The 25165-nt window shown below is 63.2% G+C and carries 26 protein-coding genes and 2 pseudogenes; 21 read left to right on the forward strand and 7 right to left on the reverse strand.

Translation table 11 applies throughout. The features are described 5' to 3' along the window. The first annotated feature begins 119 nt into the window (after window positions 1–119). The 9 genes from AC2EBU_RS02285 to AC2EBU_RS02325 all read left to right on the forward strand — a co-directional run bounded on the left by AC2EBU_RS02285 (window position 120) and on the right by AC2EBU_RS02325 (window position 6800). Window positions 120–656 (forward strand): hypothetical protein, encoded by a 537-nt coding sequence (locus AC2EBU_RS02285; protein ID WP_484608762.1) that lies wholly within the window; start codon window positions 120–122, stop codon window positions 654–656. Window positions 657–801: 145 nt separating this feature from the next. Continuing rightward, window positions 802–1494 (forward strand): hypothetical protein, encoded by a 693-nt coding sequence (locus AC2EBU_RS02290; protein WP_484608763.1) that lies wholly within the window; start codon window positions 802–804, stop codon window positions 1492–1494. A 133-nt stretch (window positions 1495–1627) separates the two neighbouring features. Further along, a complete protein-coding gene (locus tag AC2EBU_RS02295; protein ID WP_484608764.1) occupies window positions 1628–2125 on the forward strand; it encodes a YcxB family protein in 498 nt (165 codons plus the stop codon). Between the two features lie 134 nt (window positions 2126–2259). After that, window positions 2260–2796, forward strand: a complete 537-nt coding sequence (locus AC2EBU_RS02300; RefSeq protein ID WP_484608765.1) for a GNAT family N-acetyltransferase — start codon at window positions 2260–2262, stop codon at window positions 2794–2796. A gap of 116 nt (window positions 2797–2912) precedes the next feature. Continuing rightward, window positions 2913–3227 carry a hypothetical protein gene (locus AC2EBU_RS02305; protein ID WP_484608766.1) on the forward strand — a complete coding sequence of 105 codons (315 nt, stop codon included), beginning with the start codon at window positions 2913–2915 and terminating at the stop codon, window positions 3225–3227. Between the two features lie 450 nt (window positions 3228–3677). After that, window positions 3678–4487 (forward strand): hypothetical protein, encoded by an 810-nt coding sequence (locus tag AC2EBU_RS02310; RefSeq protein ID WP_484608767.1) that lies wholly within the window; start codon window positions 3678–3680, stop codon window positions 4485–4487. A 297-nt stretch (window positions 4488–4784) separates the two neighbouring features. Continuing rightward, a complete protein-coding gene (locus AC2EBU_RS02315) occupies window positions 4785–5237 on the forward strand; it encodes a hypothetical protein (RefSeq protein ID WP_484608768.1) in 453 nt (150 codons plus the stop codon). A gap of 1058 nt (window positions 5238–6295) precedes the next feature. Continuing rightward, window positions 6296–6574: a BrnT family toxin gene (locus tag AC2EBU_RS02320; protein WP_484608769.1), complete on the forward strand. Its 279-nt coding sequence runs from the start codon at window positions 6296–6298 to the stop codon at window positions 6572–6574. A gap of 1 nt (window position 6575) precedes the next feature. After that, window positions 6576–6800, forward strand: coding sequence for a BrnA antitoxin family protein (locus tag AC2EBU_RS02325; protein ID WP_484608770.1), 225 nt, complete (start codon window positions 6576–6578; stop codon window positions 6798–6800). A gap of 67 nt (window positions 6801–6867) precedes the next feature. Here AC2EBU_RS02325 and AC2EBU_RS02330 read toward each other — a convergent pair. After that, window positions 6868–7314, reverse strand: a pseudogene (locus AC2EBU_RS02330) (IS110 family RNA-guided transposase); the annotation flags it as partial. 160 nt (window positions 7315–7474) lie between these two features. Here AC2EBU_RS02330 and AC2EBU_RS02335 point away from each other — a divergent pair. The 3 genes from AC2EBU_RS02335 to AC2EBU_RS02345 all read left to right on the forward strand — a co-directional run bounded on the left by AC2EBU_RS02335 (window position 7475) and on the right by AC2EBU_RS02345 (window position 9178). Further along, window positions 7475–7882 (forward strand): hypothetical protein, encoded by a 408-nt coding sequence (locus AC2EBU_RS02335; protein ID WP_484608771.1) that lies wholly within the window; start codon window positions 7475–7477, stop codon window positions 7880–7882. Between the two features lie 159 nt (window positions 7883–8041). Next, complete coding sequence (locus AC2EBU_RS02340; protein ID WP_484608772.1) at window positions 8042–8638, forward strand: hypothetical protein; 597 nt, start codon at window positions 8042–8044, stop codon at window positions 8636–8638. 120 nt (window positions 8639–8758) lie between these two features. Beyond that, window positions 8759–9178: a hypothetical protein gene (locus AC2EBU_RS02345; RefSeq protein WP_484608773.1), complete on the forward strand. Its 420-nt coding sequence runs from the start codon at window positions 8759–8761 to the stop codon at window positions 9176–9178. Window positions 9179–9266: 88 nt separating this feature from the next. Here AC2EBU_RS02345 and AC2EBU_RS02350 read toward each other — a convergent pair. After that, window positions 9267–9557 (reverse strand): annotated as a pseudogene (locus tag AC2EBU_RS02350) (Txe/YoeB family addiction module toxin). Window positions 9558–9717: 160 nt separating this feature from the next. Here AC2EBU_RS02350 and AC2EBU_RS02355 point away from each other — a divergent pair. Then, window positions 9718–10617, forward strand: coding sequence for a CPBP family intramembrane glutamic endopeptidase (locus AC2EBU_RS02355; protein WP_484608774.1), 900 nt, complete (start codon window positions 9718–9720; stop codon window positions 10615–10617). A gap of 166 nt (window positions 10618–10783) precedes the next feature. Beyond that, complete coding sequence (locus tag AC2EBU_RS02360; protein WP_484608775.1) at window positions 10784–11398, forward strand: hypothetical protein; 615 nt, start codon at window positions 10784–10786, stop codon at window positions 11396–11398. A gap of 223 nt (window positions 11399–11621) precedes the next feature. Here AC2EBU_RS02360 and AC2EBU_RS02365 read toward each other — a convergent pair whose 3' ends face one another. Beyond that, on the reverse strand, window positions 11622–13169 hold the full coding sequence (locus AC2EBU_RS02365) for an NADP-dependent isocitrate dehydrogenase (protein WP_484608776.1): 1548 nt from the start codon (window positions 13167–13169) through the stop codon (window positions 11622–11624). A gap of 122 nt (window positions 13170–13291) precedes the next feature. On the opposite strand from AC2EBU_RS02365, the gene AC2EBU_RS02370 reads away from it, so the two are divergent. Further along, window positions 13292–14236: a LysR family transcriptional regulator gene (locus AC2EBU_RS02370; protein ID WP_484608777.1), complete on the forward strand. Its 945-nt coding sequence runs from the start codon at window positions 13292–13294 to the stop codon at window positions 14234–14236. Here the strand turns inward: AC2EBU_RS02370 and AC2EBU_RS02375 are convergent. Continuing rightward, entirely contained in the window at window positions 14233–15153 is a 921-nt protein-coding gene (locus AC2EBU_RS02375; protein ID WP_484608778.1) for a LysR family transcriptional regulator, read from the reverse strand. The genes AC2EBU_RS02370 and AC2EBU_RS02375 overlap by 4 nt on opposite strands. Before the next feature lie 158 nt (window positions 15154–15311). Here AC2EBU_RS02375 and AC2EBU_RS02380 point away from each other — a divergent pair, with 158 nt between their 5' ends. The 4 genes from AC2EBU_RS02380 (at window position 15312) to AC2EBU_RS02395 (ending at window position 20323) form a co-directional block, all read left to right on the forward strand. Continuing rightward, a complete protein-coding gene (locus AC2EBU_RS02380; RefSeq protein WP_484608779.1) occupies window positions 15312–16496 on the forward strand; it encodes an Acg family FMN-binding oxidoreductase in 1185 nt (394 codons plus the stop codon). Window positions 16497–16713: 217 nt separating this feature from the next. Continuing rightward, the gene (locus tag AC2EBU_RS02385; protein ID WP_484608780.1) at window positions 16714–18099 is read left to right on the forward strand and encodes a flavin monoamine oxidase family protein; all 1386 of its coding nucleotides are present in this window, start codon (window positions 16714–16716) and stop codon (window positions 18097–18099) included. After that, a complete protein-coding gene (locus AC2EBU_RS02390; protein WP_484608781.1) occupies window positions 18099–19694 on the forward strand; it encodes a hypothetical protein in 1596 nt (531 codons plus the stop codon). The genes AC2EBU_RS02385 and AC2EBU_RS02390 overlap by 1 nt, the downstream gene beginning before the upstream one ends. Further along, window positions 19691–20323, forward strand: coding sequence for a LysE family translocator (locus AC2EBU_RS02395; protein WP_484608782.1), 633 nt, complete (start codon window positions 19691–19693; stop codon window positions 20321–20323). Before AC2EBU_RS02390 ends, AC2EBU_RS02395 begins: the two co-directional genes overlap by 4 nt. Here the strand turns inward: AC2EBU_RS02395 and AC2EBU_RS02400 are convergent. Genes AC2EBU_RS02400 through AC2EBU_RS02410 form a run of 3 tightly spaced genes read right to left on the reverse strand, consistent with a single transcriptional unit; the run spans window position 20286 to window position 23025 of the window. Beyond that, window positions 20286–20846, reverse strand: a complete 561-nt coding sequence (locus AC2EBU_RS02400) for a DUF1499 domain-containing protein (RefSeq protein WP_484608783.1) — start codon at window positions 20844–20846, stop codon at window positions 20286–20288. The two genes, AC2EBU_RS02395 and AC2EBU_RS02400, sit on opposite strands and share 38 nt — an antisense overlap. Window positions 20847–20849: 3 nt before the next feature. Beyond that, window positions 20850–21479 carry a uracil phosphoribosyltransferase gene (gene upp / locus AC2EBU_RS02405; protein ID WP_484608784.1) on the reverse strand — a complete coding sequence of 210 codons (630 nt, stop codon included), beginning with the start codon at window positions 21477–21479 and terminating at the stop codon, window positions 20850–20852. A 28-nt stretch (window positions 21480–21507) separates the two neighbouring features. Further along, a complete protein-coding gene (locus tag AC2EBU_RS02410) occupies window positions 21508–23025 on the reverse strand; it encodes a helicase HerA-like C-terminal domain-containing protein (RefSeq protein WP_484608785.1) in 1518 nt (505 codons plus the stop codon). Window positions 23026–23097: 72 nt separating this feature from the next. Between AC2EBU_RS02410 and AC2EBU_RS02415 the strand changes: the two genes are divergently transcribed. Next, window positions 23098–23823 carry a YebC/PmpR family DNA-binding transcriptional regulator gene (locus AC2EBU_RS02415; RefSeq protein ID WP_484608786.1) on the forward strand — a complete coding sequence of 242 codons (726 nt, stop codon included), beginning with the start codon at window positions 23098–23100 and terminating at the stop codon, window positions 23821–23823. A gap of 11 nt (window positions 23824–23834) precedes the next feature. Next, the gene (gene purD, locus AC2EBU_RS02420; protein ID WP_484608787.1) at window positions 23835–25115 is read left to right on the forward strand and encodes a phosphoribosylamine--glycine ligase; all 1281 of its coding nucleotides are present in this window, start codon (window positions 23835–23837) and stop codon (window positions 25113–25115) included. The last annotated feature ends 50 nt before the right edge of the window (window positions 25116–25165 follow it).

A 25165-nucleotide genomic window follows, 5' to 3' on the forward strand; every position in this document is an offset into this window, starting at 1 on the left:
GGCCCGCCTTACCTCGAACGTTAGGCCTCACATTCAAAGGACTCTTCATGCCATCCAGATTCTTACCCTCTCTCGCCGCGGCCGCCGTACTGACCGGTTGCGCGGTGGGCCAAACGACCATGGACAGGGATCCACCGGATCTGCGGTCCCTTGGTGAGGATGCGATCCTTGTCTTGAAGCTCCAGCCAGAGTACAGAGTTCACATCATCTCTGGAACCAAAACCACTGACGGCTGGGCGTCAGACGAGACGCCAATGAGCAGTGCAGTCGTCGTCAACACCTTTCCGAAGAGAGAGTACATAGTTGCGCGGGTCAAAGGTACGCGGTCAAACCAAGTCTACGGACTCTCGGCTGTCTTGCCGGCGGGAATCGGTGTGGCGGTGCCTCACTTCAAGGCCTGCACAGGTGACTTAACACCGACCTTTGAGGTGCCGCCGGGACAGGTGACGTACGTGGGCAGTGTGCTCGTCACGGGGAAGGGAGACGTCGTTCAACCCGGTCCGAGTGAAGACTTGTCCCGTGTAAGGGCTCAGCTATCTGTCGATTTCCCTGCAGCATCGTCCGCGATGGAGTTCAGGCCACTGAAGATGACGCGTCTCAGCAAGGCACTTTGCGCAAGCCCGAAGATTGTCGTTCCGGTGCCGGTTGTCCGGTGAGGCCTAACTTAGCGCTCAACCGGACCCGCCACGGCAAGGCGCCCCGCGCTGGTGGTGGGGGCTTCGCCCATTCTCCACCACCAGCGCGGGGCGCCTTGCCGCGTCGTGCCGGTTAGCTCTACGTTAGGCGTCCTACCCAGCATCTATGGGGCTCAAGCTTTCATTCAATCTGTTCGCTGCCCAGCCGGCCAGCGCTGTAGCGGAAGCCCTCCGCCTGTACTACCGCCAGCACTGGCAACGGTCGGTGCAGATCTATCAAAGCATGTACGGCAACGATGTCTACGAGACCCTGGAGATCTACGACTGTCCGCCGCACTGGACGGTAGTAGACATTGATCTCGAACCCGAGGACTGGATTCGCCAGCGCCACTTGTTTGTCTCGCAGGCGCTCAGTTGTCCAGGCTTCTACCTTTTCGAGTACGACGGGGACTACTGGGGATACGAGTTCTTCGACTCAGGCGTGGTAATAGATCGCTTCAAGTCCGACGCGAGCAGGAACTTCCACTTCGAGGGGATGACCTGCGCCGGGGACGCGAGGAAACTCGCCGCGCGGCTTCCGTTTCTCAATCTGCAGAACATAGAGCCCTACCTTGTCCGCCTACCCGACATAGAAAGCACACCCGAAGCGGAGTACGACGACTTCCAGACCCAAACTGACGTCCCGCCGCGACCAGGAGACAGGTACCGAAGATGGGACGAGGGAGCTATGCTGAACTTCCTGAGAGCTTTGGGCGTAGCCGGCGACTTCACAGGAAAGTGGGGAAGATTTGAACTCGCGCATCCGCTCCACGCAGCAATTGACGCAATGGACTTTATTCCCGGCGCGAAGGACGCCTAACCACTCGTTCAACCGGACCTGCTACGGCAGGCACCGTAAGGCCGGGCTGAGGCACGTGGTGCATCATCTCAGCCCGGCCTTACGGTGCCTGCCTCTGCGGGCCGGTTAACTCGAACGTTAAGTCTCACGATCCATGGAACTTCACACCGACGTGACGAGCGCGGACATTGTTCTGGCTCGGGTGGCTATGGCCTTAAGGCCTAGCTTCGTGTTCTGGTTTAACTGGGCGATTGCGCTGGCCATGCCCGCCATTTTGTCGCCCGAGTTGCTGAAGGCGGGTGGTTTCGCCTTATTCGTTTTCGCGTTGCTCGTTCTACTTGTATTCTGCTTTATGACGCTGATTGGCCTGGTTGTCGGCGCAATCGAAGTTGTGATGGCAAAGAAGTCGGCGCGAGGTGTTCTCGGGCATCACGTGCTTCGACTGACAGAGGAGGGACTTGTCGAGGAGACTGAGTTCAATCGCACCATCCATCCTTGGCATAGTTTTGATCGAATTGTCCGGTTTGCTGGACTGACCTTGGTGCGCGCGGGTGCGGCATGGCACGTTATCCCAAAACGAGCGCTGAGGAGCCAAGATGGGGAGGCCTTCATGCGTGCCCTGCGAGAGCACGTTCCCCTGGCTGCGCGATAAGACTTAACATGCCAGTTGACGCGGACTTCCTCGCGGCACGCTGTCGCGTGCCTTTGGGCCGCCGGTCACTTCTACGTTATGCCTCAAATGCAGCAACATGCCGCATTCCTAAATGACTAATTTGAGTGCATGGAATGAAACTTGAAAAACTTGCAAAGGAAATGGCGAGTGATCTAACCCACCTCTTTGCCTCCTCGTTTGCTTCTTCCGAAGGAGTAGATGAAGGAGCCTTAATTGGGGATTTGGTTGCTAAGTTGAGCGCCAGCATCGATGACACTGAGATTATCTGCTTCGGCGCAGTTGAGAATGAACAGCTTGTCGGAGCCATATTCTTCACTAGGCTTCAATTTCCAGATGGGGCACCGATTTACATGCTTGCGCCAGTTGCAGTATCTGTAGGCCGTCAAAAGTCGGGGATCGGTCAGGCACTAATCAGGCATGGGCTGAATGAATTGGCCAGCAATGGTGCCTTGGTGGCTGTAACCTATGGCGATCCGTCTTACTACGGAAAAGTGGGGTTCCTGCCGCTCACAGAGGACGTCCTCAAGGCCCCACTAGATTTATCCATGCCTCATGGGTGGCTTGGGCAGCCTCTTTCCAAAGAGCCAATTAAGGCACGCTCCGAACGTCCAGGTTGCGTCGAGGCGTTCCGCAATCCAGCGTACTGGTAACTGAGTCATGAGGCATAACCATTCCGTCGAGTGGGACCGCCCACAAGCTCCGCTTGTGGTTTCCCTTCGCGGCTTCGCCGCTACGGCGGCCCCTCACGTCAAACGTTAGACGGCTCATGCAACGTGCCGTCCGCGTCACCCTCATGCTCGTCGCACTGAGCCTGCTCCTTGCGCCGATCCACATCTTGCTTGCGTGGCCGCGGCTGCCCACTTCTCTCTTCGGCTGGGTCGTCCTGCTCTTCCTTACCGTCCCTCTAGCCGTGCTCGGCGAGTGGTTGCTTCAGTACCGCGACATCCGTTTTCTACGCCCAATCGACAGTCTCGCAACGCGGGTCGCGTCCTCGCCATACCGTCTCCCTGTCGCGGTCGCTTGTGTGGTCGTCGTCGGCGCTGCTGCATTCGCGCTTCTGTTTGTTCTCGTTGCCCCATGATCATCCCTGCACACCGCTCGCTTCGGCCGCCGTCTAACCCTTCGTGTATGGACTCCCCCACAAAGGCAAGAAACTGATTGATGTTTTGGCTGTTGGGGAAACGCCTGCAGTCGACTATCCGGCATCTATGACCGGCCCCCTTATCCCCGTACCAAGCGCAACTTCCCGCCGGCCACCGCCCCTTTGGCCTTTTTAGGCAGGTTTTCAGGCTAAAAGCCCCAATACCCAGCGAAAAAAGGTCATTGTTTGCTATGAAAACTGGACTAGTTTCAGGGTCGCCCGGGCCCGGTGCGGTCTTCCACCCGGGGCCGCGCCGGGACTCGTACCCGCGGCAGGCCGTCAACCATCCACACCGAGCCCAACGCGGTACGGAAACAGCCGGGGCGATGCAACTATGGGGTGCCGGGTTTCGGGGGTGCTTTAGACCTGCGAATTTGCCCAGTAAAAGGCTTGCAATCCGTTGATGTACAACAATTTTCTGGCGGATTCCGCGCCCAGAATATCCTGCGCGGTCCAGCTTATCCGGCAGAATTTGCGGGATACATTGCGTTGTGCAGCTATGAGGTTCCTATGATGCGCATTCCAATCTTTTTTTTAGTCGGCGCGCTAATGTCCGTTGTCGTAGAGGCCCATACGAGTTACGAGGCCGACCTCGTTTGCCCGATCGGTGGTGAGAAATTCAAAGCGGTGCTTGCTGGCTCTGGGACAAGCTATGGCAAGTTTCTCGATCTAAAACCATATGGCCCTATCGCAGCACCTTGGCCTCTTGCCAAATGCCCAGCCAATGGCTTTGTCATGTTTCAGGACAAGTTTTCTGATACCGAACTTAGTCGCCTCGAAACATTCGTCGCGTCTACTCAGTATCAGGAATTGAAGAAAACTCACACCAACTACTACCTTGCTGCGTCGCTTCAACGGCAAATTGACGCTCCACTCTCTCAATTAGCCTCAACCCTGCTACAAGCCACTTGGGAGGCTCCCGGCGGCCTCTATTCCGTCTATGCCGCTGAAGCACTGGAGGCCTATCTTGCTTTACTGAAAGTCGAACCAACGGACAGCAAGAGTTGGGTAACTTATCAGCTAATTGCCGGTGAGCTGGAGCGACGCTTGGGGAAATTCGAGGCCGCTGCGAACCGATTTTCTGTTTTGAAAGAGAACCCCAGTCTCAATTCATTCGTAAAAGGAATAATAGAATTTCAGCTCCAACTAATCTCGGAGCAAAACTTGACGTCTCAGCCAATTCCCAGCGGCAAGAAGTGATGGTGCAGCGCTGCCCAACCCATCATTCCACCGGACGCTGCGCGATAAAGCCGCGCAGTGCCGGTGAATTCATTCGTTAGCCGTCTTATGCCACTCGCCGCAGAACTTGATGAGCTCACGACCTGGGTAAAGCGCCTACCATCTATTGGGATGCAGACACTGGGTAGTGCCAGCGCGCCCATGTATACCCTCGACTTCGTCATGATTGGGGCGGTTAAGCGATCCTTGAGTTTGGCGAGCGGTATGCTGAGTATGGTGCAAGCACAGAATATGGTTTGCTCTCGTGCAATCCTTCGAATGCAACTCGACACCGTCAGTCGCCTACTTGCGTATACCTACGTTAAGGAACCTGAAGCAATGGCTAAAGCCTTGATTGGTGGCACACCGATTAAGAAGTTCAAGAGTCGCGACGGCAAGGCTCTGGTAGACGGATATTTGATTGATCAAATGACCAAAGCCCATCCGTGGGCGCGCAAAGTCTATGACTTCACCTCTGGTTACGTCCACTTCTCTGAACGGCAGTTTTTTGATTCGATTCATTCCGTCGGCAGCGATCAGGAGCGCACCATACAGTTACAGGTCAGTCACATAGACAACAAATTTCCCGAGTTCAGTTGGGAGGAAACTGTTGCCTGCTTCAACGAACTGCTCAAAATAATTGAGAGCCTGCTTGGGAGTTATTCATCTCAAAAAACGGCTAACCCATCATTCAACACGGACTGGCGCGATAAGGCCGCGCCAGCCGGTTAATTCAGACGTTAGGGCACATATGTTGCCGGACTCCACTACGTCTTGCTCGAATTGCGGTCGCCCGCTGTCCGCGCCAACTGCGATTTGCCTTTTCTGTGAGGGTGAGTTGTCGCCCGAGCCAGTCACCGGCCGTTATCGTTGTCCGGGTTGCGGCGGTAGCTTCAATGCTCCTCTACAGGCTGCTTGGCCACCCAGTGCGAATTGGTATCGCCCGCAGACATTGAAACCACAGTGCCCACACTGTCGGTCATTTCTCCTTGATCGAAAGGTGTTGCCTCTAACGTGGGTCGATTGGTTGGCTGCTGTGAGTCTTGTGGCAGCTGTTCAAATCTTCCATCTCAAAGCTGGTATCGCCTGGACGGTACTGCTGGCGCTTGTTGCCATCCAGTTGTGGCGCTGGAGGCAAGCTATATCCTCGGTACGCAACGATGCGGAACGTTATGCAATCGAAAGAAATGTGCCCTAACCGCTCGTTCCAGGGGACCGCCGAGAAGCTGCGCTTCTCGGTTCCCTCCGCGCTTCGCGCTCCGGCGGCCCCTGAACTCAAACGTTAACTGCTTAAAGCCATGCGTAACCGAAACGTGAACGGACCAATTGAGCTGTCGCAAAACAGATGGGTTCGGCGGTCAGGTCACCTCTCGTTGGCAATAAGTCTTTTCCTGGTGGCGTTCTTTAGCCTAGCGAACGCTGGCATAACGAAATACGTGCCTTTATTGGGGGCGACAGGCGTTTCCGTGATCGGCATATATGCCGCTACCCTATTGCGGGAACACGCCGACAGGCTGGATATAAATGGAAAGTTTGCAGGCCAAACTGTCATCCGATGTGCTATAGCCCTACCTTTGCTTTTGACCGTCGCATTCGCAATACTGCTGGGCATTCAACTCTCATGAATCCTTTCACGATGCTGTGTGCTGAAGTTAACAGGTCGGCCCACGCGGACACACAACATAAGGTTGCCGCGTTGCGGCGTGTGTTGTGCGCCTTTGGCCTAGGACGTTAGGCAGCGCAAATCGCCCGCCTCTTGACCTCCCGATAGTCATCCATACAATGTATGTATGCGATTCGACTGGGATCCAGCCAAGGCTGCCTCAAACCTCAAAAAGCACCAGGTTTCGTTCGAGGAAGCCAAGACGGTCTTCTTCGATGACTTTGCTGTGCAGTTCTTCGATGATGAACACTCCCAAGACGAGGAGCGCTTCATCATGCTCGGGATGAGGTCAACCGCCCGACTGCTGGTTGTGTGTCACTGCGAGCGCGCCGAGGGAGAAGTGATTCGGATCATCTCGGCACGCAAGGCCACGCGGGGTGAAGCCGCGTTCTACAAGGGGGGCTGATATGAAGGCTGAATACGACTTCTCGAAGATGAAGGCTCGGAAGAATCCGTATGCCTCGAAGCTAAAGAAGCCTGTGACCATGCGTCTCTCAGAAGACGTGGTTGAGTATTTCAAAGGCATGGCTGATGAGGCTGGTGTTCCATACCAGAGCCTCATCAATCTATATCTGCGCGACTGTTTGGCGCAGAACCGGCGCGTTCAGATTAAGTGGCCCAGCGCTGCCTAACCCCTCGTTCAACCCCCGACGCGCTACGGCAGCCGGTGTAAGCCCGGTCCGCGTCAGGCGTAGGCAGCTCCGAGAGCAGGCCGCGGATGCGGTTGAGTTTGGCGGTGCGTTGCTCCACAAAGCCCTGGCGGGCACGGTGTACGAGCAGTTGGCCCTGTTGCTCGGTGCTTTTGATCGGCACGAAACGCATGTTGGGCCGGGTGACGGCTTCGCAGATGGCGGCGGCGTCGGCCGCGTCGTTCTTGCCGCGCTTGCCCGAGAGCCGGTAAGGGATGACGAACTTGGGCGCTATCAGGCGCACGGTGTGGCCGAACTTCTGGAACTCGCGAGCCCAGTGGTGGGCGCCGGAGCAGGCTTCCATGCCGATGAGGCAGGCGGGCAGCGAGGCGACAAGTTCAAGCAGTTTGCCGCGTGCAACGCTGGGCCGCACCAGCGCGGGCTTGCGTGTGGCGTCCACGCCATCGACGGCAAAGACATTCTTGGCGAGATCGATGCCGATGGTGACAATGGTCATGACTTCCCCTTCCACAAAACGAGTGAGTTGATGAGAGATCGCACTTCCCATCGTGGCACCTGGATGCCGTACCCCGCAACTGCGCGGATCACTCGGGACGGGGAAGTCCCTTTCATTCGTTAGCTTTCACTGGCAGCATAGCAACACTCACGGAGAAAACATGGGCGACACGATCTGGGTGCGTAGAAAGTCTCGGGTAGGCACAGAGGATTCGGGGGACGACTTCGATCACTCGCTCTTCTCTAAGGCGTCTGAGGAATTGGACAGGCTCGCCGAAACACTTGGCGTACGCAAGCTATCAGATTTCATCGATACCACCGACATGCAGTACAACCTGTCGGATGATGACTTGCCTGAATCGTGGATTGTCGAGAACGAGAAATGGTTTGCTCCCGCTGATGCGCTTCCCTCACTTTCGAAGATTGTTGAGTGCCTGAGGTCGGGTGAGGTGAAGGGCATCAAGGAAAAGCTACGGCCCGAGCTGCTAGAGGAACTTGAAGATTGCCTAAGCAAAGTCACCGAAGCAGAGCGCGACAGCGATCTGTTCCACTTCTGCCTAGTCATGTAAGCTGGTCGAAGATGTCGCGATGAAAGCTAACAAGCTAGTCAACGCCGACGCCCAAGGGCGTCCGGACCCTGCGAGACCTTCTCTCCTTGTTCGCGGGTTGCTCGCACGTTAGACCTCATGGGTGAGACCGCGCGAATTCCCTGCGCCTGCTGCGGAATCATGATGCTCGCAGAAACGGGCGCAAAGACCGGGGGAGTCTGCATGCGATGCTTCGGCACGCAACGAGAAGATTCTCGGACCAAGCAGGCCGCTTCGCGGGCGCCAACGAGCAGAACCAAGAAGTTTGCATTGGCATTGACCAAACTAGACCTTGAGACATTTTCGATATGGGCGCGATGCAGTGACGATGACGACAAGGTCCGACCTGCGTCGGCACGCTCCCTCAAATCAGAGGTCGAGTTCGTGGTGGCTGCGAACTTCACGTTTGCAGATAACTCCCATCACTTCGGAGGAGCGGAGGTCATCCTCAGGAGCGGCGGACCTACCGTGTCGGCACCGTTTCTACTTCGTACTAGCGAGCGCATCAACTTCGAGGACCACACTTCTGCATACACCTTTTCGAAGATGACGCCGAAGTTGGCCGAGGAACTGCGTCGCAAGTTCCTTCAGAACTTGGCGCGGCTAGAGCGGCAGATCGGTCGACCGCTTTCGCAAGTCTTTCCACTGCAATACGAGTTGCGAACGATTCCTCCCACAGTGGGAGAGTTGCCTGCGCCAACGTTCCGGCTGCGGACTATTGTGGAAAATGAGGTCTAACATGCCGGTCAAGTCCGACACCCAACGGCAAGGCGCCGCACAGTGCATTGGCGCATCATGCACCGCGCGGCGCCTTGCCGTTGGGCGCGGCTTACCTTCACGTTAAGGCTCGCATTCGAGATGTTGCCGGCACTCAAGCGAAAAGCGGGCGAGGCGCTTCTAGTTGCTGCGGACGTCGCTGGCATTGTCGCGTCCCTAGCGGGCGCGTCGATCGTCGCGTTCTTGGGCAAGGTAATGCTTGCGGTCGTCCTCTTCGCGGTGGCTCTCGGCTTCTTCCTACGCCTCTCGGCCCGGAGAAAGGTAAAGTTCGCCGCCCCACATTCTTATCCCGCATGGACAAGGCCTGCCTCGGCGTTGCTTGCTTTCGTTGAGGTGGCGCTACTCGTGGAGGCAACGAATCTGCCCGTTCGGTTCATTCAACCCGGCTTCGAGCCGTGGCACTGGGCGCTTGTCGTCGCTGCATTTGTGGTTGCATACTCGCTGCACATGCGCCTGTTTCGCGCGTTGGTGGGGCAGAAGAATGTCGCGACGCAGCCTTAACAAACAAGTCGACACGGACGCTTTGCGGCGTCCGGTCGCTGCACTCCCTCCTGGCGCAAGTCGCCGGTCACACGCACGTCAGACCGCGCTAATAGTGGTAGCGCAATTGGGCAATCAGCATTGAATCGCCATCCATCCTGTAAACCATGCGGTGCTCGTCGGTGATTCTTCGAGACCAGTATCCAGCCAGCGCATGCTTCTAAGGTTCAGGCTTGCCGATTCCGGCAAAAGGTTCGCGCTGCACCTCTTTGATCAGTTTGTTGATGCGCTCAACCATGCGTTTGTCTTGTTGTTGCCAGTAAAGGTAGTCATCCCATGCGGTAGCCGCCTGGGGAGTCCATGTCCGCCCCTTCAAAGCAGGCGTGCAGGCCACGGCCACATACAAGCCATCGACCGCACGCTTTCCGCGGGCGGCTCGCCGTCGCCTGGGGGCCGTACCCCGCAACTGCGCGGATCACTCGGGACGGGGGCGTCCCTTTCATTCGTTAGACTGCGCAGATGCCTGGTGGCGATGCCTTCCTTCCCCTACGGTGATCGCAATGTTGACAACCCCTGAGAACACGCAGCTCAAACTCGCACACCGCATCTTCCGTTCACCACCAGCGCGCTTGCTGCTGCTCGGCTTCATTCTGGTGATTTTTATGTCCCTGAACGCGGATGTGATGACCAGCTATGCCGGCGAGCCGGTCAAAGCGGTTCTGCACATCGTTGCGTTGGCCATCGCCGGTTTCGCGGTGTATGCCGGCTACGCATACTTTTTTGAAAAGCGTGCCGTATCGGAACTCGCCTTGCCGGGCATGGGGCCGCAACTCGGTTTCGGCCTGCTGATGGGGGCAGGCTTGTACGCAGCCTGTGAAGTGATCCTGATGGCCCTGGGCATCTACCGTATCGTTGGCTTGAATCCGCTGAGCTACATGGTTCCGGCGATTGCCATGGCGCTGAGTTCGAGCATCTATGAGGAGCTCTTGTTCCGGGGCGTGCTGTTCGGCGCGGTCGAGCAGTGGCTTGGCAGCTGGGCAGCCCTGGTGGTGTCTTCCCTAGTGTTTGGCCTGACCCACCTGATCAACCCGCAGGGCACGTTGGAAGGTGCGCTGTTCATCGCGGTCGAGGCCGGCATCTTGCTGGCCGCAGCCTACATGCTGACACGCCGGCTGTGGATGAGCATCGGCTTCCACATGGCGTGGAACTACACGCAGTCGGCCATTTTTTCCGGCATCGTCTCCGGCAACGATGCGCAGCCCGGCCTGATCCGGTCCACGGTGAACGGTCCCGACTGGCTGACCGGCGGCAGCTTTGGCGTTGAATCCTCCGTGCTTGCGCTGCTCCTGTGCACCACGACCGGTATCGTGATGCTGGTCATGGCGGTAAAGCGCGGAAAGATCGTGCCACCCGTCTGGAGGCGCCCGGCCCCGCTGAATGCCCATCACAAGGCGGGCTGACCCGAACGGTTACCCGATACGCATGAGGCGATGCCCCCAGCTTTCCGCCCTGAAACGCCTTCAGCCACGGGCGGCTGCGTGATAGCGCCACGCAGCGCCCGCCAGGCGCACCGTGGCGATCAATGCACTGCATCCGCCTCACCCTCCACCGCCGGAAGAAGACCCCATGACCGAAAACCCATCTGATTCCAACGCCTCGCCGCAGGCGAAGCTGGCGGCGCCCGGGGCGGGCTTGCCGTTTTTGCAGGCGCTGGCCTTGCGGCATGTGCTGTTTCCCGCGTTTTGCCGCAAGACATCGTGGGACGAGGCGCTGGCGCTGTTTCTGCGCGAGGGCGAAACGGTCGCGGCAGCGGCGCAATCGCTTTCGGACCAGGCCTTGCAGACCCGTGTCCTCATTCGCGCGCCGATGGGCATCGAGGACAGTTCGCGTTACTGGTCGGCTGCGATGGTGCTGGAGCATCTGATCGAGGTCGGCTCCCGGGTGGCGACCGGTGTCGTCGAACTGACGCACAGCCGGGCGGTGTCGGTGAAGGCCGATATTGCGGACGTGAAACCCAAAGGCCGCAACGGCACGGACATCGTCGCCGCCTACCGGGCGTTTCTGGCCGATTACCAGGACAAGCTGCTGCGCCAGACCGGCCACCGCGACGCACGCGGCACCGCGCCCCATCCGTGGTTCGGCGACCTGACCGCGCAGCGCTGGGTGTGCCTGGGCGCGATTCACCAGCAAATTCACCGCCGCCAGATGCAGCGCATCATCGCCGGCTTGCCGCAGGGCTGATCGCGGCCCGCTGGCCCGGATCGCAGGCACTTTCCCCGACCCCTGCGGGCCTGCGGAGACGTCTTCTTGGCCAAATAGGGCCATACCCAGCGTGAAAAGGTCGTTTTCTGCTATGAAACCAGGATCGAATTTCGTCGCTTTCGGCCCGGCAGGCGCGTTCCGCCACCGCGCGGGCGGTTGAGCGAAATCGCCCGGTCGGGCCTCCGGGCAGGGGGGCACCCGGTCACTGACCTTGACCGAGGGCGTAGCCGGCCTCACCGTCGAAGGTGCACAGGTGTTCGGTCTTGATGAAATCCAGACCGTCACTGATCAGGTTGTGCAGCAGGTCGACCACTTCGGCGTGGCTGACGGTTCGTGGATTTCCGGCGGCATCGGTGCCGACGAAGCGGCAGCGCCAGTGGTCGGTGCAGAACGTCTCCGGAAAACCGCCGGGCCATACCTTGACCCCCCGGTTGGTGATCATCTGTAGCGTGAAGCCGGCGGGGCGGGGCTGGTGGGCCAGCGTGGCCAGTCGTCCGGCCAGGAACTCGGCGCTCACGCCCGCCGCGTGGACGAACACGTCAACGCCCACCATCGCCTTGGCGGCTGCGGGTCTGCGCGGCGGGGTCGCGGGGGCAGACCGCGGGGTCTCGGGCGCCAGCGCGTAGCGCACCGGCTTGAAGTGGGCCGGCTTGCGCCCCAGCCGTTCGATGATGGCGTCGGCGAAATCCATGCTGCCGAAGGGCCGGTAGGCGTTTGGCGAACCGCCTGTCCCGCGCAGGTCTGCGGTGAACACGCCGTCTTCGATGGTGGCCAGCCAGGCATTGTGGATGCGGGTCGCCACCTCGGGTTGGCGGATGTGCACCAGCATCATCACCGCGGCCAGCAGCAGGCCGCTGGGGTTGGCGATGCCTTTGCCGGCGATGTCGGGCGCGCTTCCGTGGATCGCCTCGAACATCGCGACATGCTCGCCGATATTGGCGCTGCCGGCCAGCCCCACCGATCCGGTCATTTCCGCGGCGATGTCGCTGATGATGTCACCGTAGAGATTGCCGGTGACGATCACATCGAAGCGTTCGGGCTGGGTGGCCAGCCGGGCCGCGCCGATATCGATGATGTAGTGTTCGGACTCGATCTCCGGGTACTGGAGCTTGATTTCGTCGAACACGCGGTGGAAAAGACCGTCGGTCATTTTCATGATGTTGTCTTTGGTCATGCACGTCACCTTCCGGCGCCCGTGGGCGCGCGCGTACTCGAAGGCGTAACGGATGATCTTTTCGCAACCGGGCCGGGTGATGAGTTTGAGGCATTGAAACACCTCATCGGTCTGCCGGTGCTCGATGCCGGCGTAGAGGTCTTCCTCGTTCTCCCGGATGATGACCACGTCCATCGTCGGATGTTTGGCGTTGACGAAGGGGTGGTAGCTCACACAGGGCCGGATGTTGGCGTACAGGCCCAGCGTCTTGCGGATGGTCACGTTCAGGCTTTTGTATCCCCCGCCTTGCGGGGTGGTGATGGGGGCCTTGAGGAACACCCGGGTGCGCCGCAGGCTCTCCCAGCTTTGCGGCGCGATGCCGGCGGTGCTGCCGGCGCGGTAGAGCTTCTCGCCGATCTCGATGGTTTCGGGGGCGATCCGTGCGCCGGCCGCCCGCAGCACCTTCAAGGTGGCTTCCATGATCTCTGGGCCGATGCCGTCGCCGTAGGCCACGGTAATCGGCACGGCCAGCGGCTGCCCGGTTTCGGCGACCAGGTTGGCGTCGGAAAGCAGATGCTCGGGGGTGTCGTGTTTCATGGATCAACTCCTCTGGGATGTGAACGGAACGCCAGTGTGCGAGGGATGATGCATTGAGTAAAATTCTTTGTATTCATAAATTACATAGCTCTTGATCTATGAATCTGGAGCGCTGACCTGCCATGCCGACGCCGCTGCAACGCCTGCTTCGCACTTCGCCACAACAGCTACGGGCGTTCGAGGCCACGGCGCGGCTGTTGTCGGTCACGCAAGCGGCCCGCGCCCTGCATGTCAGCCAGCCCACGGTCAGCGTGCAGCTCAAGCAGTTGGCCGAACTGGTGGGGGAGCCGCTGTTCGAGCCGGCGGGCCGGGGGCTGCGCCTGACGCGCGCCGGCGAGGCCTTGCAGGAAACGGTGCGTGAAATCAATGCGTCGTGGCAGGCGTTCGAAAACCGTTTGGGCGAACTGCGCACGTTGCTGAAAGGCCGACTGAAACTGGCCGCGGTGACCACCGCCGAGTACTTTGTGCCGGATCTGCTGGGGCCTTTCGGGGCGCTGCATCCCGGCGTCGATATCGAACTGGCGGTGGAAAACCGTGACCGGGTGATCACCCGTTTGCACCAGCGGGCGGACGATCTGGCGGTGATGATGTTGCCCCCCGACGAGCTGCCGCTGCAGAGCCTGCCCTTTCTTGACAACGCCCTGGTGGTCATCGCCCCGTGGGGGCACCGGCTGCTGGCGTCGCGGCAGCCGGTGTCCCTGCGGGAGCTGGCGGACGAGCGATGGCTGATGCGCGAACAGGGCAGCGGAACGCGCTGGGTCACGGAGCAGCATTTTGTCTCGCGAGGCTTTCGCCCCCGCATCGCCATGAGCCTGGGCAGCAACGAGGCGTTGAAGCACGCCGTGGGGGCCGGACTCGGACTGGCCGTGATCTCGCGTCTGGCCATCGCGCCCCAGCCGGACGCGCCCTGGGTGGTGTTGCCGGTGGAGGGGTTTCCGGTGATACGGCCGTGGCTGCTGGTGTGGCGCACGGACCTGCCCCTGGCGGCACCGGCGCGCCAGTTTGTGCGTTACCTGGAAGACCGGCAAGGCGCCGCGCCAAACCCGGGCGGGCTGGGCGCGCCTTAGGCGCCGCGCTGCGCCAGGACGTCGTCCGCGTGCGCCAGTGCCAGCGGAACTTCCTGCGCCAGAAAGTCCCACACGGCGCGGATGCGCGGGCTGGAGTGCAGTTCGCGATGCGCGGTCAGCCACAGCGGCAGCTCGGGCAGCGGCAGGTCGGCGAGCAATTGCACCACGCCGGGCGCGGCGGCGGCCAGGTAACGCGCCATGAAGCCGACGCCGATGGCGGCCTCGACGGCTTTGGCGTAGACCACAAAGTCGTCGCTGCGGAAGGCGAATCGCTGCGGGCTGACCGGCGCGCCCATGGCGGCAAACCCCCGGATCAGGTCGGTTTCGCGGTCCTGTCCCACCAGGCGGTGCGCGGACAGGTCGGTGATCGAGGTCGGGGTGCCGTGCCGGTGCAGGTAGTCGGCGTGGGCGCAGGCGGTCATGCGCACGGCGGCGATGCGCCGGGCGATCAGGCTGCCTTGTTCGGGCCGGACCATCCGCAGCGCGATGTCGGCCTCGCGCTCGAGCAGGTTGCTGATGGCATTGGTGGCCACCAGCTCGATCTGGATCTGCGGCCAGGCATGGGCCAGCCGTGCGATCAGCGGGGGCAGCAACACGGTGGCGACCGGCTGGCTGGCCGTCAGCCGTACCGTGCCGGCAACCGTGGTCTGGCTGGCTTGCAGGCTGCGCTCCAGCGCCGCGGCTTCTTCGGCCATGCGGCGGGCGTGGGGCAGCAGGCTGCGGGCATTGTCGGTCGCACGCAGGCCGCGCGCCGTGCGCTCGAACAGCACCATGCCGCACTGACGTTCCAGCTCCGCCAGCTGGCGGCCCACCGTGGGTTGGCTCAGGCCCAGGTGCCGTGCCGCGGCCAGCAGGCTGCCATGGTCGGCCAGCGCCAGCAGGGTCGGGAAAAGATGCCAGTTGACGTTGGGCTTCATGGAAGGGTTTGGGTGCTGAGGGGGAGCGGATCGGCTATTCAATAATGAATAGTTCGATTGCATGAGTCGCCAATTGTGCAGAGTCAGGAGGGTTTGCACAATGACATCGAAGGCAGACGACGGCCGTTTGCCCCGGCGAAATCCGAAAGGGAAAACCCATGCAACGACGTTTTTTTGTTCGACTGATCGGCGGTGGAGTGGTAACAGCCGCCGCCGCGCCCGCCTTGACGGCGTGTTCGTCCGACCTCCCGGCGGAGGCGCTGGCGGCCTGGCAGGGACCCGGCAATCCGCCTCCGCCCGGCACTGACCCGCGCCGATGGCTGCTGGCCCACGCCATCCTGGCGCCGCATTCGCACAACCTGCAAAGCTGGCTGGTTGATCTGCGCGAGCCCGGCGTGATCACGCTGTCGGTGGACCGGGGGCGCCTGTTGCCGGAAACCGACCCGTTTTCCCGCCAGATGATGATGAGCCAGGGGACTTTTCTGGAGCTGCTGGATCAGGCGGCCCGGGCCATCGGGCTGCGGGCGGAGATCACGCTGTTTCCCGACGGGGTGCCGCCGCCGGACCGCCTGACGGACCAGCCGACGGCGCGCATCCGCTTGTTGGCGCAGGCTGGGGTCACCCCCGACCCGCTGTTTGCCCAGATCTTCCGGCGCCGCACCAACCGCGAGGCCTACGAATCGCGCGAGCCGGACGCCCAGGCGCTGCGCACCATTGCCGAGAGCGTCACCGGCCATGAAAGCGGCCGTGGATTGCGCCTGGACTGGACGGGTGCGGCGCGTGGCGAGGCCTTGCGCCAGCACCGCGAGATTGCGATGGCCGCCTGGAAAATCGAGATGGATACCCCCCGCACCATTTTGGAGTCGTACCGCTGGCTGCGCATCGGCCCGAAAGAGATTGCGCAGCACCGCGATGGCATCTCCATCAACAGCCCGCTGGTGCGGGCGCTGACGGCCGTGGGCCTGTTTGACCGCAGCGTGGCGCCCAAGCCGGGTGATTCGGCCGTTGCCGGGCAGATACGGACTTTCAACGAACGCATCGCCAGCACCCCGCTGTTCTTCACCCTGGTCAGCGCCGATAACCTCCGCCCCACCCAGGTGGCCGCCGGACGCGCTTATGTGCGGGCGCAGCTTGCGGCCACGGCCCTGGGGATTTCCATGCATCCGCTGCAGCAGGCGCTGCAGGAATACCCCGAACAGGCGGCGGGGTACCGCCAGATTCACCAGCTGGCTGGGGCCACGGCGCCCGGCGAAACGGTGCAGATGTGGGCGCGGGTGGGCTTTGCGCCGCCCGTCTCCCCGGCGCCGCGGCGGGGCGTAGAGGCGCATCTGACGGCCCGCTGAGGCGGCCCGCACCCGCCGCTGGCGCGCGGCGGGGCAGGGGACTGGCGGAAAACCGGCTTCCTGCGTCACAATCAGGCGATTTCGGGGCGTACCCAGCGCAAAAAGGTCGCTTGTTGCTATGAAAATTGATGTTTCGACCCCCCCCGGGCCGGCTGCCCGCGCTGGCGTGTCTGCTTGTGGCGCGCATGCAGCCGACTGGCGCAGCAGGGGGCACGTGATGGCCCGGCGCGATTTTTTGCGACGGGGCGCCGCCCTGGCCATGCTGGGCCCATCCGCCGGGGCATGGGCGCAGCCTGCGGCTTCGGCCACCTCGGCCAGTGGATCGGCTCGGCGGGTGGTGGTGATCGGCGCCGGTCTGGCCGGCCTGGCCGCGGCCCGCAGCCTGCGGCAACTGGGCTGGGCGGTGACGGTGCTGGAGGCGCGCGAACGAATCGGTGGCCGAATCTGGACCAGCACCCAGTGGGCCGACATGCCGCTGGACCTGGGTGCCACCTGGATTCATGGGGTGCGCGGCAACCCGCTGACCGAACTGGCGGACGTGGCGGGCGCGTCACGCCGTATCACCCGCTACGACCGGGTGGCCAGTTATGCCACCGAAGGCCATTTGCTGACCGATGCCGAATCGGCGCGGCTGGAGGGTTTGCGGCAGCAGGTTTTCGGCGCCCTACGCCGCGCGCAGGATGCGGACGCCGACCGTTCGGTGCGTCAGGTGGTCGCCCCGCTGCTGCAGGCCCACCCTTTGGGATCGGAGGGCCGGCGTTTCGTGGAGTTCGTGCTCAGCGGCGATATCGAGCAGGAGTACGGCGGCAGCGCCGCCCGCCTGTCCGCGCACTGGTTTGACAGCGCGCGCGCCCTCAAGGGCGATGACGCGCTGTTCACCGAAGGTTTCGGGGTGCTGACGCGGCACTTGGCCAGCGGGCTGGCGATCGAGACCGGACAGGTGGTGCGCGCAGTGCGCTGGGGCGGCCCCCAGGTGCGGGTGTTCACCGATCGCAGCGAGTTCGGGGCCGACCGGGTGGTGGTGACAGTGCCGCTGGGGGTGCTCCAGGCGAATGCGATTGACTTCGCGCCGGCGCTTCCAGCGGAAAAGCGCGCGGCGATCGAGCGCCTGGGCATGGGTGTGCTCAACAAGTGTTACCTGCGGTTCGGGCGGGTCTTCTGGCCGCCGGAGGTGGACTGGATGGAGCATGTGTCGGCGCAGCCCGGCCAGTGGACGGAGTGGGTCAGCCTTCGGCGCGCCACGGGGTGGCCGGTGCTCCTGGGCTTCAATGCGGCCGAGCGGGGCCGCGAGATCGAGGCGTGGAGCGACCGCGACATCGTTGCCAGCGCCATGGCGACGTTGCGCACCCTGTTCGGCAACGCGGTTCCCGAGCCGGTGGACTACCAGATCACCCGCTGGGCGGCCGACCCTTTTGCGCGCGGCAGCTATTCGTTCCACGCGCTTGGGTCCAGCCCCGCCATGCGCGATCAGCTGGCCGCGCCCCTGGCCGGGCGGGTCTTCTTTGCCGGCGAAGCGACCGCAAAAGCCGATTTCGGCACCGCCCACGGCGCCTACCTGTCAGGTCTGCGGGCCGCGCAGGCTGCGCAGGCTTCCCGTGGTTGATGACGATGATTCCTTTGTGGCGTCTTGACCCTCGCCGGCGCCAGGGGCTGCGCGCGTTCGTGGCATTGGCCCTCGCCCTGGTGGGCACGCGCCCACGGGCGCAGTCAGCCGCACTCCCGTTGGACGCTCGCCGGTTCGGGGCGATGGGGGACGGGCAGACCGATGACAGCCAGTCGCTGGGGGCGGCGTTCGAGCAGGCGGTGTCCCGGGGTATTCCCCTGGTGCTGCGCGGGCACTACCGCATCAGCCGCCCGCTGCTTGGCTACTCCAGCGCGCGGCCCGCGGGCACCTTGCATCTGGTGTGCGATGGTCCGGTGCGGATCGCTGTGGATCCGCAGGCACAGCCGTTCGCCGACGTGGTGTATGTCCATACCGAAGCGGCCTGTGATTGCAGCATCCGGGGTGGCTCTCTGACGATTGACGGGGCACACCGGGCTGCGCGGGGGATCACGGTACGTCATAACGGCGAAGCGGGCGGCTCGGTGGCGATCACGGCCCCGCTGGTGCTGCGCAATTTTTTCGAGCGGGCGGAGCGTGAGACCCGCGAGAATCAGGCGCTCGCGGTGATCGGTGACTTTCGGCGGGTGGAGATTCTTGGCTGCCGGGTTGAATCGGTCCGGCGGACCAATCCGGTGGGCGGTGCCAGCAAAGGCATTGCGGTCAGCGGGTTTTCTGGTTCGGTGTTGATCGAGGATGTGTGGGTGCAGGATGTGCGGGTGCCCGGCATCGGCAGCCATGACGCCGACGGCATCGCGGTCTTCAGCCGCCGGGCGGCGTCGGTGTACGGGGCGCGTAGCGGCCGTGCCATGGTGCGGGGCTGCACCTTTGTCGATTGTCAGGGTCGAAGTCTCAAGTCGCAATGTTCGGACACCACGGTGATCGATCCGGTTGTGCGGCGCAGCCGGGCCGTGTCGATCACACACTCGGTGGAATTTGACTTCCAGCTGGGTAATGGGCGTGTGGTCAATCCTACCTATGACTATCAACGCAACGGAGTTCGCAGTCCATTGGGCGCGTCGCACAGTTGTATCGCGTTTCAGCAGAATCTGGATGATCAATCGATGCAATCGCAGGCACTGGGCGGGCTACTGCAGACAGAGGTTCCCGTGCCTCGGTACCTGGCCTTGATTCATCGACCATCTTCCCGATCCAGTGAAACCGTCGTCGATGGCCTGCAGATACGCGCCGGCAATGGGCTGGCGGGTAGTGCTTTCTCGCGCGCGGTGGTCGAGCTGCGCGCGGATTCCGTGGCGTCCATGACCGCGCCCGTGCGGTTGCGGGTCAGCGGCATCGCCGGGCCGCTGCAGTGCCCGGTGGTGGGATACACGGACCTTAAGGACCCGGTGACGCGGATGGATTTCCTGGTTGCGGTGACGGATTGTCATAACAGTCTGGCGGACGGGCGCCGGAACCCAGCCCTGGCGAACCTGAGCGGCGCCCGCATGGCCTGCCCCGATGGGTTTCAGGGAAAAAACAACGTCGGCTTTGATCCCCCGGTGGCCGATTGCCCGCTGCCGGGTGACGCCGTGTCCCGCGTGCCGCCGGCGGACTGGATCTCCGCGCCCCGTGCCGGCCGGGCGGCCAGCGGTTCATGATCGCCGCGTTGTTCACCATCGCCGTCCTGCACTGGGCCGTGTTGCTCGTGCCGGGTTTCAATTTTGTGCTGATCGGCCAGCTGGCGGCCGGGGGCGCGCGGCGCGCGGCGCTGGCGGCGGTTGTGGGCATGACCACAGGAACGCTGATGTGGGCCCTGCTGGCGGTTGCGGGGGTCGGGGCGGTGTTCAGCACCCACCCGGTGCTGCGGCAGGTGGCGCAGGTGGCGGGGGGGATTTATCTGCTGGTGTTGGCGCGTAATCTGTGGCGGTCCGGTGGGTCGGCGCCTTCGGTACCCGATCGGGTGGTGTCGGCGCTGTCTGCCTTTCGCGCGGGCTTCTTTACCAGTGTGCTGAACCCGAAAATTGCGCTCTTTTATGGCAGCGTTTTCGCGACCGCGTTGCCGGCCGATCCCCCTGCACGGATGGCGGCGGCGGCGGTGGCGCTGGTCTACCTCAACTCATGGGTCTGGCACGGTGCGCTGGCGCTCGTGCTGTCCTTGCCGGGGGTTCAGAATGCCTACAGCGCTCGTCACCGGGCGTTGACGCGTGGCTCGGCGGTGCTGGTCGGCGCCTTCGGACTGCGATGGCTGGTTACGGCGTTGCTGGACGGGGGCGCGCGCCTGCCTTAGGCTCGACCGAAGTGTCGAAGGCGCGGCGGATGTCTTCGATGCGGGCGCGATTCACGCCCCGATCCCCGTAACCGATGCGGCTGGCCGAACGCAAGTGAATGACGCCTTCAGTCTCGGCCAGCAGAAACTCCAGGTCATCGGTAAAGCGCATGAGCGCCGTCTGGCTTTCGGCGTGCAGGTAGCCCGGCTCGTTGCGTACCACCACCGTGCGGTCCTGGCGCGCGAGGACGGCGGCGAGGCGTTGCATCGCGGCCTGCCCGCTGCCTTCATAGCGCAGCGGCGCAATCTGCGCGCGTTCGCGTTGCGGATGGTCCGGATGCCGGTTGGCCTGGCTACTGACGCTGTTGGGCGTGTGCGATGGCGGTCTGAGCAGCCCGCCCACCGCGCCAAGGTCCGACGGGCGGCTGCCGGCAAAAGCGCCCGCCTGGCCGGCCGCGACGGCCAGCAAGGCGATCGTCAGCAGGGTGGCCGGAATGCCCAGGAGCCATGCCTGCCATCGGCGCGAGGAGGGCGGTGTGGCCATGGATCAGCCGGTGCCGAACTGGCGGTCACCGGCATCACCCAGCCCGGGCAGGATGTACCCATGGGCGTCCAGGCCGCGGTCCACCGCGGCGGTCACGATGGCGACGTCCGGGTGCGCCGCCTGGACCGCCGCTATGCCTTCGGGGCAACCGACCAGGCAGACCAGCCCCAGGGTGCGCGGCCGCGCGGCGCGCACCCGCTGCAGCGCGGCGACCGCGGAATGACCGGTGGCGAGCATGGGGTCCAGCACCAGGGCGTCGCAGTCTTCCAGGCCGTCGGGCAGTTTGCAGTAGTAGTCGATGGCCTCAAGGCTTTGCGGGTCCCGGTACAGGCCGACATGGCCAATCCGGGCCTCGGGGACCAGCGTCAGAAAGCTGTCGAGCAGGCCCAGGCCGGCGCGCAGCACCGGCACCAGAACCAGGCCGCCGCCGGCGAGGGTCTGACCCGTGCAGGTTTCCAGCGGGGTCTGAAAGGAACATGGCCGGGTGGGCAGGTGGCGGGTCGCTTCCACGGCCAGCAGCAACCCCAGTTCATGCACCAGACGGCGGAACTGGTCCGGCGGCGTCGCCCGGTCGCGCAGGCGCGCCAGCTTGTGGTGGACCAGCGGGTGCCGGACGGTGTGGACGTCAGCCATGATCGTGTCGTGAGGTCGGGACCTGGCCTCAGCGCCGCCGTCCGCCCAGAAGGCTGCCCAGCACGCCGCGCAGGATCTCGCGCCCCAGGGTTGTGCCCATGGTGCGTACCGCCGATTTGGCCATGGTCTGGACCAGGCCATCGTGCTGGGCGCCCCGCGGGCCGGTGCGACCGAACAGCACGTCATTGAGTTTGCCACCCAGCCCCTCGCCGCCACCGGCGGTAGCGCCTGCGGTGTCCCCGGTGGCCCCGCCCGCCGCGGCCGGCGCGCCGGCGGCGTGCTGGCGCAGCATTTCATAGGCGCTTTCCCGGTCGACCAGTTTTTCGTAGACGCCGGCCACGAGGGAGCCCTCCAGCAGGGCCTTGCGTTGCTCGGCGGCGATGGGCCCGATCTGGCTTCCGGGCGGCAGGACGTAGACCCGGGCGGTTTCCGTGGGGCGACCCTTGGCATCAAGGAAACTGACCAGGGCCTCACCGACGGCCAGCTCCGTGATGGCGGCTTCAATGTCCAGCCCGGCGCGGGGCCGCATGGTCTCGGCCGTGGCGCGAACAGCCTTCTGGTCGCGCGGGGTGAAGGCGCGCAGGGCGTGCTGGACCCGGTGACCCAGCTGGCCCAGGACGCTGTCGGGGATGTCCAGCGGGTTCTGTGTGACGAAATAGACGCCCACGCCTTTCGAACGCACCAGGCGGACCACCAGTTCGATGCGCTCGACCAGGACTTTGGGCGCTTCGTTGAACAACAGGTGGGCTTCGTCGAAGAAAAACACCAGTTTGGGTTTTTCCGGATCGCCGATTTCGGGCAGCAGCTCAAACAGCTCCGACAACATCCACAGCAGGAAGGTGGCGTACAGGCGCGGCGAGTTGAGCAGTTTGTCGGCCGCCAGGATGTTGATCATGCCCCGGCCGTCGACGGTCTGCATGAAGTCGTTGATGTCCAGCATGGGCTCGCCGAAGAAGCGGTCGCCGCCTTGCTGTTCGATCTGCAGCAGGCCGCGCTGTATGGCGCCCACGCTGGCGGCGCTGATGTTGCCGTACTGGGTGGTGAACTGTTTGGCGTTTTCGCCCACATGTTGCAGCATGGCCCGCAGGTCCTTGAGGTCCAGCAGCAGCATGCCGTTGTCGTCGGCAATCTTGAACACCAGGTTGAGCACACCGGTCTGGGTTTCGTTCAGATTGAGCATGCGGGCCAGCAGCAAGGGCCCCATGTCGCTGATCGTGGTGCGCACGGGGTGGCCCTGTTCGCCGAACACATCCCACACCGTTGCCGGGCAGGCGCGGGATGGCGGGGTCGGCAGCCCGCGTTCGGCCAGCACCTTGGCCATTTTTTCGCCCACATGGCCCGCCTGGCTGATGCCGGTGAGGTCGCCCTTGATGTCGGCCATGAAGACGGGCACCCCGATGGCTGAAAACTGCTCCGCCATCGCCTGCAGGGTGACGGTCTTGCCGGTTCCGGTGGCGCCCGTGATCAGCCCGTGGCGGTTGGCCAGGCCGGGCAGGATGAGGCATTCGGTGTCGCGGTTGCGTGCAATCAGCAGGGGTTCGGCCATGGCGGGAGCCCTTCGGAGGGGCAAAAAGTAAAATCGGGGTGACTAGATTAAATCAATGCAGAAGGGTTTGTGATGGCCGGCCACAGCAAATGGGCAAATATTCAGCACCGCAAGGGCAGACAGGACGAAAAGCGCCAGCGTATCTGGACCCGGGTGGTCCGCGAGATCATGGTGTCCGCCCGCACCGGCGGTGGTGATCCGGCGGCCAATCCGCGCCTGCGCCTGGCCATCGAGAAGGCCAAGGCGGCCAACATGCCGGCCGACACGGTCAAGCGCAACATCGACAAGGCCACCGGCAACCTGGAAGGCGTCAACTACGAAGAAATCCGTTATGAAGGGTATGGCATCGGTGGCGCGGCCATCATTGTCGACACCATGACCGACAACCGCGTCCGTACGGTGGCCGAAGTGCGCCACATCTTCAGCAAGTACGGCGGCAACATGGGCACCGAAGGTTCGGTGGCGTTCCAGTTCAAGCATTGCGGCCAGCTGGTTTTTGCGCCGGGTACCAGTGAGGACAAGGTCATGGAAGTGGCGCTCGATGCCGGCGCCGAGGATGTGATTGCCGACGAAGAGGGCGCCATCGAGGTGCTGACGGCGCCGGGCGAATTCGAGGCGGTCAAGAATGCGCTCGAGGCCAGCGGCCTGGCGGCCGACATGGCGGAAGTGACGATGCGTCCGGAGAACACGATCGAACTGGCCGGCGAGGATGCGTCCCGGATGCAAAAACTGCTGGACATGCTGGAGGACCTGGATGATGTGCAGGCGGTTTTCCACAACGCCGAGCTGGCCGAATGAAGGGCGCCGGCATGAAGGTTCTGGTCATTGGGGGTGGCGGCCGTGAACACGCGCTGGCCTGGAAGCTGGCGCAGTCGCCCAAGGTGCAGCAAGTCTATGTGGCCCCGGGCAATGGCGGCACGGCGCGCGACCGGCGGCTGGTCAACCTCGCGTTGACCGATATCCGGGCACTGCGTGAATGGGCGCAGGCCGAAAAAGTCGGGCTCACGGTGGTGGGGCCGGAGGGCCCGCTGGCAGGCGGTGTGGTGGACGAGTTTCGTGCCCACGGATTGCGGATTTTCGGCCCCACGCAGGCCGCCGCGCAGCTGGAGAGTTCCAAGGCCTTTTCCAAGGCGTTCATGAAGCGCCATGGCATCCCGACGGCTGAATACGAAACCTTCTCTGACCCGGCCGAGGCCCATGCCTACGTGGCCCGCAAAGGCGCGCCGATTGTGGTCAAGGCCGACGGACTGGCCGCCGGGAAAGGCGTGGTGGTGGCCCAGACTTTGGCCGAGGCCCACGAGGCGATCGATTTCATGCTGCTGGACAACCCGCTGGGCGTGAGCCACAACGCCGGAGGTGCGCGGGTGGTCATCGAGGACTTCCTGCAGGGCGAGGAGGCCAGCTTCATCGTGATGTGCGACGGCAAGAACGTCGAGGCCATGGCCACCAGCCAGGACCACAAGCGCTTGCTCGATGGCGATGAAGGGCCGAACACCGGCGGCATGGGTGCCTATTCGCCCGCCCCGGTGGTGACGGCCGACGTGCATGCCCGCGCCATGCGCGAGATCATCCTGCCGACCATCCGCGGCATGGAAAAAGACGGTGTCCCGTTCACCGGCTTCCTGTATGCCGGCCTGATGATCGACGCCACCGGCCACCCGAAGACGCTGGAGTTCAACTGCCGCATGGGCGACCCGGAAACCCAGCCCATCCTGATGCGGCTCAAGACAGACCTGTTCGACGTGATGATGGCGGCGACCTGTGGCCAGCTCGACACGGTGGAACTGGTGTGGGACCGGCGCCCGGCGCTGGGGGTGGTGATGGCGGCCGCCGGTTATCCGCTCAACCCTCGCAAAGGTGACGCCATTACCGGTCTGCCACCCGAAGCCGACGACGCCATGGTTTTCCACGCCGGTACCGTCGAGCACGACGGCGAGGTGCTGACGTCCGGCGGTCGGGTGCTGTGTGTGACCGCGCTGGCCGATTCGGTCAAGCTGGCCCAGCAGCGTGCCTACGAGGTGGCGCGCGGCATCCGTTTCGAAGGCATGCAGATGCGGCGCGATATCGGCCATCGCGCGCTGCGCCCATGACAGTCCAACCCGCACGGGCAGGCGCTGGCCGGCCGCTGTGCATTGCGGCA

This window comes from Curvibacter sp. T50, assembly GCF_057219955.1.

Bases quoted from the DNA above. Each gene is read 5' to 3' on its own strand.
- AC2EBU_RS02285 (WP_484608762.1), top strand. From the start codon at position 120: ATGGACAGGGATCCACCGGATCTGCGGTCCCTTGGTGAGGATGCGATC.
- AC2EBU_RS02320 (WP_484608769.1), top strand. From the start codon at position 6,296: ATGCGATTCGACTGGGATCCAGCCAAGGCTGCCTCAAACCTCAAAAAG.
- AC2EBU_RS02370 (WP_484608777.1), top strand. From the start codon at position 13,292: ATGCCGACGCCGCTGCAACGCCTGCTTCGCACTTCGCCACAACAGCTA.
- AC2EBU_RS02415 (WP_484608786.1), top strand. From the start codon at position 23,098: ATGGCCGGCCACAGCAAATGGGCAAATATTCAGCACCGCAAGGGCAGA.
- AC2EBU_RS02335 (WP_484608771.1), top strand. From the start codon at position 7,475: ATGGGCGACACGATCTGGGTGCGTAGAAAGTCTCGGGTAGGCACAGAG.
- AC2EBU_RS02380 (WP_484608779.1), top strand. From the start codon at position 15,312: ATGCAACGACGTTTTTTTGTTCGACTGATCGGCGGTGGAGTGGTAACA.
- AC2EBU_RS02295 (WP_484608764.1), top strand. From the start codon at position 1,628: ATGGAACTTCACACCGACGTGACGAGCGCGGACATTGTTCTGGCTCGG.
- AC2EBU_RS02395 (WP_484608782.1), top strand. From the start codon at position 19,691: ATGATCGCCGCGTTGTTCACCATCGCCGTCCTGCACTGGGCCGTGTTG.
- upp (WP_484608784.1), bottom strand. From the start codon at position 21,479: ATGGCTGACGTCCACACCGTCCGGCACCCGCTGGTCCACCACAAGCTG.
- AC2EBU_RS02345 (WP_484608773.1), top strand. From the start codon at position 8,759: ATGTTGCCGGCACTCAAGCGAAAAGCGGGCGAGGCGCTTCTAGTTGCT.
- AC2EBU_RS02400 (WP_484608783.1), bottom strand. From the start codon at position 20,846: ATGGCCACACCGCCCTCCTCGCGCCGATGGCAGGCATGGCTCCTGGGC.
- AC2EBU_RS02340 (WP_484608772.1), top strand. From the start codon at position 8,042: ATGATGCTCGCAGAAACGGGCGCAAAGACCGGGGGAGTCTGCATGCGA.
- AC2EBU_RS02315 (WP_484608768.1), top strand. From the start codon at position 4,785: ATGCAACTCGACACCGTCAGTCGCCTACTTGCGTATACCTACGTTAAG.
- AC2EBU_RS02355 (WP_484608774.1), top strand. From the start codon at position 9,718: ATGTTGACAACCCCTGAGAACACGCAGCTCAAACTCGCACACCGCATC.
- AC2EBU_RS02360 (WP_484608775.1), top strand. From the start codon at position 10,784: ATGACCGAAAACCCATCTGATTCCAACGCCTCGCCGCAGGCGAAGCTG.
- AC2EBU_RS02375 (WP_484608778.1), bottom strand. From the start codon at position 15,153: ATGAAGCCCAACGTCAACTGGCATCTTTTCCCGACCCTGCTGGCGCTG.
- AC2EBU_RS02305 (WP_484608766.1), top strand. From the start codon at position 2,913: ATGCAACGTGCCGTCCGCGTCACCCTCATGCTCGTCGCACTGAGCCTG.
- AC2EBU_RS02385 (WP_484608780.1), top strand. From the start codon at position 16,714: ATGGCCCGGCGCGATTTTTTGCGACGGGGCGCCGCCCTGGCCATGCTG.
- AC2EBU_RS02365 (WP_484608776.1), bottom strand. From the start codon at position 13,169: ATGAAACACGACACCCCCGAGCATCTGCTTTCCGACGCCAACCTGGTC.
- purD (WP_484608787.1), top strand. From the start codon at position 23,835: ATGAAGGTTCTGGTCATTGGGGGTGGCGGCCGTGAACACGCGCTGGCC.
- AC2EBU_RS02390 (WP_484608781.1), top strand. From the start codon at position 18,099: ATGACGATGATTCCTTTGTGGCGTCTTGACCCTCGCCGGCGCCAGGGG.
- AC2EBU_RS02290 (WP_484608763.1), top strand. From the start codon at position 802: ATGGGGCTCAAGCTTTCATTCAATCTGTTCGCTGCCCAGCCGGCCAGC.
- AC2EBU_RS02410 (WP_484608785.1), bottom strand. From the start codon at position 23,025: ATGGCCGAACCCCTGCTGATTGCACGCAACCGCGACACCGAATGCCTC.
- AC2EBU_RS02325 (WP_484608770.1), top strand. From the start codon at position 6,576: ATGAAGGCTGAATACGACTTCTCGAAGATGAAGGCTCGGAAGAATCCG.
- AC2EBU_RS02300 (WP_484608765.1), top strand. From the start codon at position 2,260: ATGAAACTTGAAAAACTTGCAAAGGAAATGGCGAGTGATCTAACCCAC.